Here is a 13360-nt window from a genome sequence, read left to right as displayed (position 1 = left end):
CTTTCAATTAATGTGTAGCTGTTCCAAAGCCTGCGTAATTTCACTTACTACAAACTCATCTTCTTCTGTAATCAAACTTTCTGTAAGTACTTCTAGCACTTCCGTCGTTCCAATCTCCCCAAGTGCCCATGCTGCTGTTCCTCTGATCATGGGTCGTGGGTCTTCTTTTATCAATCTCGTTAACTCTGGTACCGCTGCTTCATCTTTAAAATGAGCCAATGCTATAAGTGCATTTCGCTGAATTGGATTCTTTCCGCGCCAAGAGCCTGACATATAGCCATACTGCTCTTTGAACTGTCGGTTAGATAAGGTCAATAGTGACAGCAACAAAGGTTTCACAAGCTCCGGCTCAGGCGTGAATTCTAGCTGGTGTGTGTGATTCATTCCCTTGTTTTTTGGACAAACCGTCTGGCACGTATCACATCCATACAATCGATTCCCGATCTTATGTCGGAACTCTTCAGGGACAGGCTTTTTTGTTTGTGTCAAAAATGCAATGCAACGCTGGGCATCTAATTGTCCTGGTTGTACAATCGCACCCGTCGGACAAACATCTAAGCATAAATTACAGTCTAAACATTGATCTTCCATCGGTTCATCTGGTGCAAATGGCAAATTCGTAATCATTTCGCCCAGATAAACGTAGGATCCGAATTCCGGTGTAATAATTGAACAGTTCTTAGCCGACCAACCGATCCCCGCACGTTCTGCTACTGCACGATCGACAAGCTCTCCTGTATCTACCATAGAACGAAGTCGCGCATCAGGTACCTTAGTCAGAATGAATAATTCCAGCTGTGCTAGTTTGTCACGCAACACAGTATGATAATCTTCACCCCAAGAAGCCCTGCAAAACATACCACGACGTTCCCCTTTTTTCCCACGGGGACTATCTGACATTTTCGAGGGGTACGCAACTGCTATAGCAATAATACTCTCTGCTTGATCTAGTAATAATAAAGGCTCCGTTCGTTTCTCTATATCCGGCTCTTCAAAACCGGATTGATAGTTCAATCGTTGCTGTTGTTTCAGACGATCTTTCAATTTCACAAACGGGGCTGCCGTCGTAAAACCAATTTTATCTATTCCAATGGACGCCGCAAACGTTTGTATTTCTTGCTGTAACTGAGCGACATTCACCATTCCCCGCCTCCCTTATGATAAGATGAAGTAAAATTACAAGCAGGTGATACTGATGCAACTTACTATTGATTCTTCTATATTCACGAAAATCCCTGATTTTAAATTAGGCATAATCTATTATAACAAAACAATCGTCTCTGCATCACCTCAGATGCTAAAAGGCAGACTACAATTATTTCAAGAACAATTATATTTCGAACTACTTGACAAAGATTTCGCAGATTTCAAAGGTCTAGCGGAATGGCAATCCATCTGGACAACTCTCGGTGCAGATCCATCGACTAAGCCACCAGCTCTTCAATTACTCTTGCAACAGATCAAAGATCGTCACTATACCTCTTCCTTCCATAGTGCAGAAGATCTGAACACGTTCTTTTCACTGCAATACGAAATCCCAACAGTTATTTACGATGCTGACAAAATAGCTGGAGATATTATATTGTCTGTCGGCACCGCTGAGGACGGCTACGAAGGATTGAATAATCAATTCAATACCTTTGAAAACATCTTACTCCTAAGCGACGGTTACAGTCCATTTGGTAGCCCGTATGTCGATTCTATACGAACAGCCGTAACAGAGGAAACCGAAAACATCATTCAACTGCTTTTCATTCATCCTTCATTGGAACAAGAAAAGGCTCAACAATTAGCCGACGCTTGTGGTAAAATGTTCACTAGCATAAACGGTGGTGACTATCAAAGTTCTGTAGTGGATAGTCGAAATCCTAACTTTATCCTAACAAAAGAGGTGGAATCATGAATATTACATTAGCCGAAGGCATTAAATTAAAAAGTATTCTATCCAAGCAAATTCGTGAATTGGAAACGGAAGCCCAACGAGTGGCATTCGTAACGGTTGAAAAAGGCGCACCACGTCCTATAATTAGCCGAACGTTACAAGACGTAGAAGCTGAGATGGAACGAGTTAGACTAGATCAACGCAAACTAGATTATCTCATCTACGTAGCAAACAGCACAAATACAGTAGAGTTTGAAAACAAACAACTACCATTAGTTGAAGCTATCGAACTGGCTATCCAACTGCGTGCAAAGTCTTCTTACTATAAACAATTCTCTTTAGCGAGTAAAGAAGAAATACAATATGGTTTTGCCGAATCGACTACGATCTATCGTGTAGCATTATTTGATCCAGAAGAATATCGATTGAAAGCACAACATGCGGAAAAAGCAGCGCATCAATTATCGAATCGCATCAACATGAAAAACTATACAATCGTTCTCGACTTCGATGGCGCTAACTACTTTTAACCTCAAAAAGGTGAGACTCCTTTTTGAGGCATAGAGTGGGAAATATGAACACAAACTTGCTAAACCCATTACTTGTTACCCTTTACACATTGACCAATGACCTATTACCAACCACGTCCATGGCAATGAACCCTTACTGAGTAACATCCTCTCATATTTCTCCTCTATGGCCTGCTGCCTGTCATTTTGACAGGCAGCAGGTATTTTTATATTTTGTCACTATAAAAAAGAGGCGGTATCTAACTAGACAGAAGTAATCTGAAGAATATTTCATGTTAAGTAAAAACACTTGTGCTGTGATGTGGTTGAAGTCTCGCTTTGGGATCTATATATGCTTTCGCATGATTCACTGCTATAGGTGCTTCACCTAGCCCTGTTGCAATTAACTTCACTTTTCCATCGAATGTCGTAACATCGCCCGCTGCATAGATTCCCTCAATATTGGTTTCCATTCGTGTATTGACCTTGATAGAATTTCGTTCCAATTCAATACCCCATTGTTGCAACGGACCAAGTGAAGTAATATTTCCATAATTGACAATAAGGTGATCAGCCACAATCCGCTGTTCATTGCCATCCCTTGATGCAAGTACAACTTCAGAAATTTCCCCATTCGATCCTTCAATTACTTTCACAGAAAGCGATATTTTCACATCTACTTTTGATTGCATCAGCTGATCCACACTAGTTTCATGTGCTGTAAAACGCTCTCTCCTGTGAACGAGCATAACGGAAGACGCTAAATCCTCTAACATCAACGCCCAATCTAGCGCTGAATCACCGCCACCACAAACAATGACTTTATATCTTTAAAAAGGTCATTCAATAAATAAAAAAATAAAACTTTTATCACTTAATCTTTATTACTTGCATATGCAAGTATATTGAGGATACAATTGATTAAAGTACTTGCATATACAAGTACTTAGGATAGGGGGGGATTGAAAAAGATAGATGCTATTCTTTTCTCTGTATTACTGTCAATATTCATGAGTATCCCAATGTCATTTGTGATGACTGCTGTGAATGTTGGTTTTATTAGTATTTTTATAAAAGCGCTTCTAGGAAGTGCAGTAATTGGGACAATTGTTGCGATTCTAGTAGCTTTCTTGGCCATGCCAATAGTGGGTAAACTTGTAGCTTTAATAATGGGTAAAATTGAACGGAGGATGGTAAATGAAGGAAAATGATGTATACAGACGCGAAGATCTACCAGGCTTTATTATTAACCAAACAGCAAAGTTAATAACAGATTTATTACATAAAAACTTTATATTAGCCAATCAGGAGATTACACCAGAGCAATGGATCATCCTTGATGAACTATGGTGTAATGATGGTTTAACTCAATTGAAAATTGCGCAAGCCACCTTCCGTCAGCAAACCAGTACATCAAGAATCATTGATAATCTAGTGAAAAGAGATTTGGTATATCGTTCCGAAAATCCTTTAGATAAAAGAAGCAATCTCATTTATTTAACAAAAAGAGGAAAGGAATTGCATCAATCGTTAATTAAAACAGTTAAACAAACAATGGCTCATGCAGTGAGTGAAATTGATGAAGACGATTTAAACAATTGCCTGCAAATATTAAATAAAATTTCAGCTACTATTTCTAAGAAGTAGCTGTTTGTTGAACATCATTAATTAAGGAGTGGTTAGAGTTGGGAATTAAACTTATTAAAATATCAAGTTTATATTTTGTAATTGGTGTTGTATTAGGAATGGTTATGGGAATGGCAGGTTTGTATCAATTTATGTCCACCCACGCACATATCAACTTATTAGGATGGGTTTCCATGACGCTATTTGGTTTGATTTATCATTCTTTCCCTAGTATCACCAAGAATATATTAGCAAAAGTTCATTTTTGGCTTCACAATATTGGTTTACCAATTATGTTGCTTGGTCTAATTGCTTTCGGTCTAAGGTACAACGCAGTAGGTATTCCATTGATGAGTGTTGGCGGAGTTCTAATCGTTATTGCTACTATCATTTTTTCTATTAACTTGTGGAAAAATTTACATCAACCTACAAATTAATTTCGGGTATTAGCATGTACCTCCATGCGTAAATTTGGTGACTATTTATTGTAGTTCACAAATAATAATGGACGTTCGTTTCACTTAACTTAGTTAGAAGGTGGCTGTAACAAGCCACGCAAGGCATTTTTTCCAAGATCTTAAAACCGCCATCCTGCTTGAAAGATAGGTCGTTTTTCAAGCGTTTTACTAAGCCCTTGATGGTCGGAATCCATTCAATTTAACGCGAGTACCTCCAGTCTTTTGGGTGTTTTAGTCGACACCATTTTACAAGACTTGGGAGGTACTTCTTTTTTGATCTTTAAAAACGTTGGGAGATAGAGACTTGGAATTATGAAAGTCATTTAATTTTATAGTACTTTTAGTGTTGGTCAGTTGAAGTAAAATAAAATATTGAAATTATATTTAGTCTATTCTTTCCGGATACCAAAGCCAAACTTGTTACTGTATTTGTGAGTCCTAGTTTGCACTTTATATTTCAAACGCAGTAAAACTTCCTACGTCATCAAGATCTTTAACTCGGACTACCTTGGCAGAAAACTAATTAACTGTTTTTATATTACTTCCTATCGTAAGGGATAATACATTGCAGTACTTTTTTGCATTTTATTGAACAATTCAAGAAACGAATCTTTTACTTTGTCCTCCCCGTCTGGAATAAAAACTAAATCAGCTTATTTAAAACGACTTTCGTTTATTACATTTATCGCTCTATCAGTAAGGATTAAATCGGGAGTTATACCTCTGTTCTACATGTCCTCCACAAGCGGTAGCCAAATCGTAATTGTTGTCCCTTTCTTGTTTGAATCTACACTTATTTTACCACCATGCGCTTCGACTAATTGTTTGGCAATCGTCAAACCAAGACCTGTTCCAGTATCACCTGAGGTCGTGTTTGTTCCCCTGTAATAGCGATCGAATAGATTCTCCATCATATTTTGAGACATGCCTATCCCTTCGTCTCGCACTTCAAGCAGAACCAAATTATCTTCTAGATTTATGTCTACATGGATTGGCGTCCCATCCGGATTATGCTTAATCGCATTGCCAATAACATTGTCTAACACTCTACTAAACCTCTTCGGGTCAATGGCAACGCGAATAGATGCGCCTACTTCAGGAAAGTTAACAGTTTCCGCCTCAATTTGACTAGCGTATTCATGAATAAATTCCCACAACTCAATCTTTTCCATTTCAATTAACACACCGTCATTTTTCAACTGATACGTATACGTTAAATCATTAATTAGAGTATCCATATAGCTTGCTTTCTCTTTCATTACTGACGCAAACTTCTGAACTTCTTCACTCGTCCATTCATGACTCGATTCGAGCATCACTGAATAACCGTAAATGGAGCTAAGTGGCGTTTTCAAATCATGCGATAGACCCGTAATCCAATCTTCCCGAAGCTGTTCTGTCCTTTGTAGTTTTCGTTCATTCTCTTCCAGATTTTCAGCCAATGTGAACAAAGACTGATCCACATCTTCATAAACTCTATACTTCTTCTTTAATCGACCATTTTTCTCGTTCCGTAGTTTGCGATCTTCTACATGGCCGTAATCTTTTCTAGACAACTTTTCAATCTTTTTCATGAAATAAAAAACAGGTCTTACAAACCTTTGGCCAATCCAAAATGAAAATACGATAATAAATAATAGAAGTATGCCATGAAAAACAGTAATACCTATAAGAAACTTTTTCACAAAATTAATCATAGCCGTATCAAATGGTGCATAATGCGGATTAGGCATTCTAACGACAGCAGTTGTTCCATCATCAAGTATTTTAGATGTTTTTATCTCTTTCTGCTCAGCTAGAACTTGTGATATTTCAAGCAATTCCATCCCACTCAACACATCTTTGGCATTATCTTTAGACCTTAAGATAATACTACCATCTGCGTCGTAGAGCTCAAATATGGCTTCATGCTCTTTTAATACTTTTTTCTGTTCATTAGTAATATTGGGGAAACTTCTAGAAGTCATAAGGCTTTCCATCAGTACATCGCTATCTGTCCGTTCAATGAATAGTAGCGAACGTTCTTTTTTCAGCAGCCATATATACGAACCTTTGTCAGTAGACATTTCAATAAAATCCGTAAACTTATACTTGGAAGGGATTCCACTTTCAGTTGTAGAAGAAGTAATTACGTTTCCTTCTTTATCAATAAGTTGTAAGATTCCACCACTTTCTTCTGCACTTTTCTTTATTGCATCTGAAAACAAGAAATTTCCCAACACATCCCTCTCAATGTGATTCTCGATTGTATCTATATCTGCTTCACGAATATTTGTATATGCATTAAAATCACTAAGCCCTTTAACGGCTGAGAAGATAATAATAAGTATAGAAGCTAGCGCTACACTGAAATAAAAGACAAAGAAATAACCAACAAACCGGAGTGTTATCTTACTGGACAATACTTCTTCACTCTCCCTCAGTTTGTAGTTTATAGCCTATGCCACGTACGGTCTTTAAATAGAATGGACGACTAGGATTGATTTCAATTTTCTCCCGTAATCTTCGAATATGAACCATAATCGTATTGTCATCTATAAAGCTATCCATTCCCCACACAGATTGATAAAGTTGCTCTTTCGAAAGAACCTGATTCGGATGCTCGCAAAACAGTTTCAAAAGATGAAATTGTTTCCCAAGAATTTGGGTGGTAACACCATTTACAATCAATTCTGCAGCATCCACATCTAATTGGAACTGTCCAAAGTCATACAGGGTTCTCCTTTTATTTACAGCAGACAGATAGCGGCTAGTTTGTACTTTAACACGCGCTGCTAGTTCCATTGGGTTAAACGGTTTCGTAATATAATCATCAGCACCGTGCATGAATCCGCGTAATTTATCTGCATCAGACGTTTTTGCTGTCAAAAAGAAAATCGGTGCGTCAGATTGTTTACGGATTTGTTCTGCTAGCTCAAGGCCAGTTCCATCAGGCAACATAATGTCCAAAATATATAAATCATAAGATCTTTTAAGAATGAAAGCTTCTGCTTCACGGTAAGTTATACATACATCAATTTCGAAGAATCCCTCCTTGCGCAAAATAATATCTACCATGTCCCCAATGGCTTGTTCATCATCTAACACAAGTATTTTTGCTTGTTCCACTAAATTACCTCCAAATGTAAGACTCTGTTAAGGTTCCAGTCACTTTCTTATAAGATTCACCCTATATAGTAACAAATGAAAGGGTGGTTTTATATGTGGGTTATTGCAAAGCATGAAAGTTTACAACTATTAAAAAGTGTTAAATCAATTCTCGTTCTACTATTTCTACTCGGCTGTGCGTATGCCGGCGTAAGTGTTACTGAACTATTAAAGAGCTCCTTCGAAATGAGGCAAGAAAATGATTTATCCGTTTCTAAGAATGAGGCAATGATATATTCTATAGGTTTATCGTTTGTGATCTTCATTTTCGGACCATTATTTGCATTCATACTAACACATGATGTGATGAATCGAGATATTGAACAGAGGACAATGCGTTTTTTAATTACAAAAATCGAACGAAAAAAGATTGTTCTAGGTAAAGTAATGGGCCATTTAATATTTTGGTTTACTATTATTACAATATCATACTTACTCATTTTCATTTTATCTGGCTATTTTTCATTTCTCGCATTTTTTCAATCAGCTTCATTCATATCCGTATTTGTTGGAATGGCTTTAGTACTTTCTTTGATTATTAGTAGGCCAATCTTCTCTTCATTTATAAGTATTCTGATGGGCATTGCGATTCCTATATTGAGCTTATGGACGATGTTTAGCGACAAATGGACTCTTTCTATTCTAAAATATGCTTCTCCTTATAAATACTTGGAAGAAGACAATATGCTCTTTCTCGTTAATTTTGCTTTTACAGCTGTTTATATAGTATTGGCTATTTATTTATTTAGAAAGAGGGATGTATAATGATTGCCATTTCAGTTCGGAATTTAACAAAATCATACGGTCGTTCTATAGCGGTCGATTCGGTTAATCTACACATCAAAAAAGGTGAATTGTATGGTTTTTTAGGACGTAATGGTGCCGGAAAGTCTACGTTCATAAACATGCTGACAGGCATTATTCAACCAACAACAGGTGAGATTTCCTTACTCGAATCAAAAAACACTAATACAATATTAAAACGGATCGGCGTCTTACCTGATTACACCACATTTTATGAATCAATGACTGCCCTGCAACACCTAAGCTACTTTTCCTCATTGCAAGGGGCTAGAAAGTCAAAATTGGAATGCCTTACAGTCTTGGAGAAGGTCGGACTCATCCCCCATGTAGCTGTAAAGGTTGGCAAATACTCTTTCGGTATGAAAAAAAAATTAGGCATTGCACAAGCGATTATTAATGAACCAGACTTGCTCATTCTGGATGAGCCGACTTCAGGAGTGGACGCTGAATCAGCCATCCATATCCAACGGCTTCTCCTTGACCTCAATAAAAATGGAACAACTATTTTCATGACGTCACATAATTTGGACGAAGTTGAAAAAATCTGTACGCGCCTCGCCATTATGAAAGACGGGCTAATTGTAAATGAAGGAACATTAAATGAACTTAAAAAGAAATATACTGAATCACTTGAAGTGTCTATGGCAGTGTCCAAAAGACCTCCCAGCCAACTTCTCATGGCTGTAGCTAGTATAACGGGGCCAACAGATGCAATTGAATCTGTCTTAAATTTCAAGGCCACTAATGATGAAATGATCCAGAGAGTCGTTCGACTGCTCGTAAACAACGAAATTGGTGTGCACCGGATCTCCGTGAACCAACCAGATCTTGAAGATATTTTCTTGAAAGGATGAAGTAATGTGAATATATTGTTTCTTCTACTACTCATCACATAGCACGCTTATCACGTCACTGAACAAATAGATGATCTCTTAAGAGGATTACTTGTCGGAAAAACTCTCGCCTTTTTTCTACTCCGAGTTGCAATTGTGATCATTTCTTCAACGAGTCTATGGAAGATGATAAGAAGAAAGAAAACGTATGAACATGAAGTTGTTAGTTAACACATAGGGGGATACAATTTTGTCATCAACAATAAAAAGAGTAGGTACAATCGATGGAATACGAGGGTGGAGTTTGTTTGGAATTCTTCTCGCTAACTTACTCATCTTTCAATACGGGATTTTCGGTAAAGATGAAATTGAATACTTCGACCTTTCATCAACTAACTTAGGATTTTATTATTTTACTAAGATTTTTATAGAAGGTGCTTTCATGCCTATCTTTACTTTCGTTTTTGGATATTCACTCATTCTCATGAAGCAAAATCTTAAGCGAAAGCAGCTACGAGTCAAATGGCATTTATTCAGAAGGTCGATTATATTAATCTTATTCGGACTCTTGCACAGCACATTTTTATGGGAAGGAGATATTCTACTAGTTTACGGAATTATGGGGATTTTCCTGTTGCCCTTTGTTAATCGTAAACCAAAAACGATACTGATCTGGGTCGTCCTTCTATTTTCTCTGATAACGGCAGGGAGCATATTCGATTCTGGTGAAGATTTGGAAATCACGAGTGAAGCGAAAATGACGTCTTATCTTATTGAAACAATGACCATTTACAGTTCTGGATCGTATAGCGAAATTAAAGATCATCGTCTAAATGAGGATCCTATGGAACTTGATCCAGAAGAAGCAGTCCTCATGCTCTTACTCTTGCCGCTTCTGTTAAGTCCGATGTTTTTATTCGGGATGTTTGGCGCTCATAAGAAATGGTTTATGAACCCTGTAAAAGATAAGAAAAAATACTTAATTGGTTTATTACTACTCATACCTATAGGCTTATTATTAAAAAGCACACCTTACCTTTTTGATGAAATTAATATGGAGATGCTTGGTGGAATCGTCCTTCCAATGGGATACATTTGCCTGTTTGCATTCGCTTATTCCAAACTTCAACCGTTGTTAACTGTTATTGAAAACGTAGGGAAATTATCATTAACGAATTACGTCATGCAAACGGTTATATGCACATTTGTGTTTTACGGGTATGGATTTGGTTTATTCGCAAAACTAGGTGTTGCAGCTGGATTCGCTTTAGGTATAGCCATCTTCATTTTCCAAATATTAGGCAGTACCCTTTACTTGAGATACTTTAAACAAGGTCCACTGGAAAGACTAATGAGAGTAGGGGTTTATTTACGACTACGAGGTGCTAAGTAAGTCCATTAATTCTTTTTATATGACTTGCTCAGTAACTCAATAGTCTAAGTATTTTCCAAAAGAACTAATCAGGATTACTCTGCACCATCCTAAGTAATTTCTCAAATTTCCTATAAAAATGCATTTTGAAGAAAATAGAAATAGGTTCCGAAATGATTACTTGTATGAGTGAAAAACCTGCCTGCAAATTCGTAGCCACTACATCCAATGAAGCCATTATGCCACCCGTTCTATTTTCTTCCTCCATGTATCCCGAACTTTTAAAGTTACGCGGAGATAAAGGGGCGCGCGATTTTGAAAGGTGATTTTCTTAAACAAGGAAAGCTTTTGAATTGTAACGACAACAGACTGGTATTTGATGTCGATACAACCAAGAATTACGAAACACTTAAAGCATTCAAATAAATAAATTGAGTAAAACGCTTCTCTTTCCTTTATTAGAAAACCGATAAGTCTAAATTAAGGAATTGGAATTATACTAAATCATTGAATTTCGATTGTTGTTTAGAAATAATTCCGCAAAGTATATAGTAAGGATATAGGACCGCTCCTATCTCTCTACAATGCAGATTACTGTATGTTCATTTGCTTCATTTGACCCGTGCCATATACTGAAATGCCTCACCATCTACACATTGCTCTATGCGCCTTGATCAGCACATATAGACAATGAATCATCAAAGAGTAACACTACGTCACAAGAGCCCCCTACGGCTCGCTGCATATCTGTTTGATGTGCAACGGGTATTCCCGCATTTTTTTGAATATAAAAAAGAACACAGCATATGCTGTGTTCTTTTGGTGATACCCGAGGCCGGACTTGAACCGGCACGCCTCGCGGCATCGCATTTTGAGTGCGACGTGTCTGCCATTCCACCACTCGGGCACGTGTTAAAGTAACTTTATAAAATTATAAGGCGGCAACCGGAATCGAACCGGTGGTAAGGGTGTTGCAGACCCGTGCCTTACCGCTTGGCTATGCCGCCAACATAATGGAGCGGAAGACGGGATTCGAACCCGCGACCCCGACCTTGGCAAGGTCGTATTCTACCACTGAACTACTTCCGCAAAACTGACTGGGGTAGCTGGATTCGAACCAACGAGTGACGGAGTCAAAGTCCGTTGCCTTACCGCTTGGCTATACCCCACTAATGGGGCGGACGAGGGGAATTGAACCCCCGAGTGTCGGAATCACAATCCGATGCGTTAACCACTTCGCCACGCCCGCCATGTTATGATCACATACAGTATAGTAATGAGTGTTAATAATTTAAGAATATGGGGCGGACGAGGGGTATCGAACCCCCGAATGTCGGAATCACAATCCGATGCGTTAACCACTTCGCCACGACCGCCAAAATAATTATTTGTTTTTAAAAAATACAGGGGCAGTAGGAATCGAACCCACACCAAAGGTTTTGGAGACCTCTATTCTACCGTTGAACTATGCCCCTAAATGGTGGTGGGGGACGGATTCGAACCGCCGAACCCGGAGGGAGCGGATTTACAGTCCGCCGCGTTTAGCCACTTCGCTACCCCACCAGTAAGGATGCCGGCGAAAGGACTTGAACCCTCAACCTACTGATTACAAGTCAGTTGCTCTACCAATTGAGCTACACCGGCATATAAATGGTGGCTCAGGACGGAATCGAACCGCCGACACAAGGATTTTCAGTCCTTTGCTCTACCGACTGAGCTACTGAGCCACATTTGTTATTTTTAGAAAGACGCTTTTCGAAGCGTATGTATAAAATGGCGGTCCCGACGGGAATCGAACCCGCGATCTCCTGCGTGACAGGCAGGCATGTTAACCGCTACACCACGGGACCTTGGTTGCGGGGACAGGATTTGAACCTGTGACCTTTGGGTTATGAGCCCAACGAGCTACCACTGCTCCACCCCGCGATAATACTATGAAATAAATGGTGGAGGATGACGGGCTCGAACCGCCGACCCCCTGCTTGTAAGGCAGGTGCTCTCCCAGCTGAGCTAATCCTCCTGGGTTAAATTGAAAAACAATTCTTGTGAATACTTCATTTACAAAATAAATGGTGACCCCTACGGGATTCGAACCCGTGATACCGCCGTGAAAGGGCGGTGTCTTAACCGCTTGACCAAGGGGCCATATATAATGAAAGCGTACATCTGGCGGAGAGCAAGGGATTCGAACCCTTGAGGCAGCGCAAACCGCCTACACGATTTCCAATCGTGCTCCTTCGGCCACTCGGACAGCTCTCCATAATGGCTCCGCAGGTAAGACTCGAACTTACGACCGATCGGTTAACAGCCGATTGCTCTACCACTGAGCTACTGCGGAATAATGTAATGTGGTTATAATATTCTTTATAACTTGTCTAACAGACCAGCGATGTCCTACTCTCACAGGGGGAAACCCCCAACTACCATCGGCGCTAAAGAGCTTAACTTCCGTGTTCGGTATGGGAACGGGTGTGACCTCTTTGCCATCATCACTGAACTGTTTTCAAAGCCATGATTATTATATCAAACTGAGTGAGAAAGTCAATCCTTTTTGATAAAAAGATTTCATTCACTCAAAACTGAATAAAAGACATTGTGTAGTTCAAGTAACTACTTTTTAAAATAGGTTAAGTCCTCGATCGATTAGTATCTGTCAGCTACATACGTCGCCGTACTTACACCCCAGACCTATCCACCTCATCATCTTTGAGGGATCTTACTTACTTGCG

Annotated in this window: 11 protein-coding genes, 16 tRNA genes, 2 rRNA genes and 1 pseudogene; 8 read left to right on the top strand and 22 right to left on the bottom strand. The window is 39.0% G+C overall.

What is annotated here, in order from left to right:
• Positions 1-3 precede the first annotated feature (3 nt).
• Positions 4-1140: a tRNA epoxyqueuosine(34) reductase QueG gene (gene queG, locus CSV72_RS14320; RefSeq protein WP_099678937.1), complete on the bottom strand. Its 1137-nt coding sequence runs from the start codon at positions 1138-1140 to the stop codon at positions 4-6.
• A gap of 55 nt (positions 1141-1195) precedes the next feature.
• On the opposite strand from queG, the gene CSV72_RS14315 reads away from it, so the two are divergent.
• On the top strand, positions 1196-1903 hold the full coding sequence (locus tag CSV72_RS14315; protein ID WP_099678912.1) for a B3/B4 domain-containing protein: 708 nt from the start codon (positions 1196-1198) through the stop codon (positions 1901-1903).
• Entirely contained in the window at positions 1897-2412 is a 516-nt protein-coding gene (locus tag CSV72_RS14310) for a hypothetical protein (RefSeq protein WP_099678911.1), read from the top strand. Before CSV72_RS14315 ends, CSV72_RS14310 begins: the two co-directional genes overlap by 7 nt.
• Positions 2413-2687: 275 nt before the next feature.
• Here the strand turns inward: CSV72_RS14310 and CSV72_RS14305 are convergent.
• Positions 2688-3215 (bottom strand): annotated as a pseudogene (locus CSV72_RS14305) (NAD(P)/FAD-dependent oxidoreductase); the annotation flags it as partial.
• A gap of 138 nt (positions 3216-3353) precedes the next feature.
• Between CSV72_RS14305 and CSV72_RS14300 the strand changes: the two are divergent.
• The 3 genes from CSV72_RS14300 to CSV72_RS14290 are packed head-to-tail and all read left to right on the top strand — an operon-like array spanning position 3354 to position 4454.
• Complete coding sequence (locus CSV72_RS14300) at positions 3354-3602, top strand: DUF2798 domain-containing protein (protein ID WP_099678909.1); 249 nt, start codon at positions 3354-3356, stop codon at positions 3600-3602.
• A complete protein-coding gene (locus tag CSV72_RS14295; protein ID WP_099678908.1) occupies positions 3589-4038 on the top strand; it encodes a MarR family winged helix-turn-helix transcriptional regulator in 450 nt (149 codons plus the stop codon). Before CSV72_RS14300 ends, CSV72_RS14295 begins: the two co-directional genes overlap by 14 nt.
• Before the next feature lie 38 nt (positions 4039-4076).
• Positions 4077-4454, top strand: a complete 378-nt coding sequence (locus CSV72_RS14290) for a cytochrome-c oxidase (RefSeq protein WP_099678907.1) — start codon at positions 4077-4079, stop codon at positions 4452-4454.
• 749 nt (positions 4455-5203) lie between these two features.
• Here CSV72_RS14290 and CSV72_RS14285 read toward each other — a convergent pair.
• Positions 5204-6877: a sensor histidine kinase gene (locus CSV72_RS14285; RefSeq protein WP_099678906.1), complete on the bottom strand. Its 1674-nt coding sequence runs from the start codon at positions 6875-6877 to the stop codon at positions 5204-5206.
• 7 nt (positions 6878-6884) lie between these two features.
• Positions 6885-7583 (bottom strand): response regulator transcription factor, encoded by a 699-nt coding sequence (locus CSV72_RS14280; protein ID WP_099678905.1) that lies wholly within the window; start codon positions 7581-7583, stop codon positions 6885-6887.
• A 93-nt stretch (positions 7584-7676) separates the two neighbouring features.
• On the opposite strand from CSV72_RS14280, the gene CSV72_RS14275 reads away from it, so the two are divergent.
• The 3 genes from CSV72_RS14275 to CSV72_RS14265 all read left to right on the top strand — a co-directional run bounded on the left by CSV72_RS14275 (position 7677) and on the right by CSV72_RS14265 (position 10652).
• Positions 7677-8387 (top strand): ABC transporter permease, encoded by a 711-nt coding sequence (locus CSV72_RS14275; protein ID WP_158232228.1) that lies wholly within the window; start codon positions 7677-7679, stop codon positions 8385-8387.
• On the top strand, positions 8387-9280 hold the full coding sequence (locus CSV72_RS14270) for an ABC transporter ATP-binding protein (protein WP_099678903.1): 894 nt from the start codon (positions 8387-8389) through the stop codon (positions 9278-9280). The genes CSV72_RS14275 and CSV72_RS14270 overlap by 1 nt, the downstream gene beginning before the upstream one ends.
• 229 nt (positions 9281-9509) lie before the next feature.
• Positions 9510-10652 (top strand): DUF418 domain-containing protein, encoded by a 1143-nt coding sequence (locus CSV72_RS14265; RefSeq protein WP_099678902.1) that lies wholly within the window; start codon positions 9510-9512, stop codon positions 10650-10652.
• Positions 10653-11457: 805 nt separating this feature from the next.
• Here the strand turns inward: CSV72_RS14265 and CSV72_RS14255 are convergent.
• From CSV72_RS14255 to CSV72_RS14170, 18 genes are all read right to left on the bottom strand, one after another.
• Positions 11458-11538: transfer RNA gene (locus CSV72_RS14255), tRNA-Leu, on the bottom strand.
• 29 nt (positions 11539-11567) lie between these two features.
• Positions 11568-11638 (bottom strand) — tRNA-Cys (locus tag CSV72_RS14250).
• Positions 11639-11645: 7 nt separating this feature from the next.
• Positions 11646-11720: transfer RNA gene (locus tag CSV72_RS14245), tRNA-Gly, on the bottom strand.
• Positions 11721-11728: 8 nt separating this feature from the next.
• Positions 11729-11800 (bottom strand) — tRNA-Gln (locus tag CSV72_RS14240).
• 4 nt (positions 11801-11804) lie between these two features.
• A tRNA-His gene (locus CSV72_RS14235) sits at positions 11805-11880 on the bottom strand.
• Positions 11881-11931: 51 nt separating this feature from the next.
• A tRNA-His gene (locus CSV72_RS14230) sits at positions 11932-12007 on the bottom strand.
• A 28-nt stretch (positions 12008-12035) separates the two neighbouring features.
• Positions 12036-12106, bottom strand: a tRNA-Trp gene (locus CSV72_RS14225).
• Positions 12107-12109: 3 nt separating this feature from the next.
• Positions 12110-12194: transfer RNA gene (locus CSV72_RS14220), tRNA-Tyr, on the bottom strand.
• Between the two features lie 8 nt (positions 12195-12202).
• Positions 12203-12275: transfer RNA gene (locus tag CSV72_RS14215), tRNA-Thr, on the bottom strand.
• A 7-nt stretch (positions 12276-12282) separates the two neighbouring features.
• Positions 12283-12358: transfer RNA gene (locus CSV72_RS14210), tRNA-Phe, on the bottom strand.
• A 47-nt stretch (positions 12359-12405) separates the two neighbouring features.
• A tRNA-Asp gene (locus tag CSV72_RS14205) sits at positions 12406-12481 on the bottom strand.
• Position 12482: 1 nt separating this feature from the next.
• Positions 12483-12557, bottom strand: a tRNA-Met gene (locus tag CSV72_RS14200).
• 18 nt (positions 12558-12575) lie between these two features.
• Positions 12576-12651: transfer RNA gene (locus tag CSV72_RS14195), tRNA-Val, on the bottom strand.
• A 50-nt stretch (positions 12652-12701) separates the two neighbouring features.
• Positions 12702-12776 (bottom strand) — tRNA-Glu (locus tag CSV72_RS14190).
• A 22-nt stretch (positions 12777-12798) separates the two neighbouring features.
• Positions 12799-12890 (bottom strand) — tRNA-Ser (locus CSV72_RS14185).
• Between the two features lie 4 nt (positions 12891-12894).
• Positions 12895-12969 (bottom strand) — tRNA-Asn (locus CSV72_RS14180).
• A gap of 43 nt (positions 12970-13012) precedes the next feature.
• Positions 13013-13128 (bottom strand): 5S ribosomal RNA (gene rrf, locus CSV72_RS14175).
• Between the two features lie 126 nt (positions 13129-13254).
• A 23S ribosomal RNA gene (locus tag CSV72_RS14170) occupies positions 13255-13360 on the bottom strand; the annotation flags it as partial.

This window comes from Sporosarcina sp. P20a, assembly GCF_002743175.1.
Classification (GTDB): Bacteria; Bacillota; Bacilli; order Bacillales_A; family Planococcaceae; genus Sporosarcina.
Note: the sequence above shows the minus strand (reverse complement) of the source record. Positions and strands in the feature narration are given on the sequence as shown.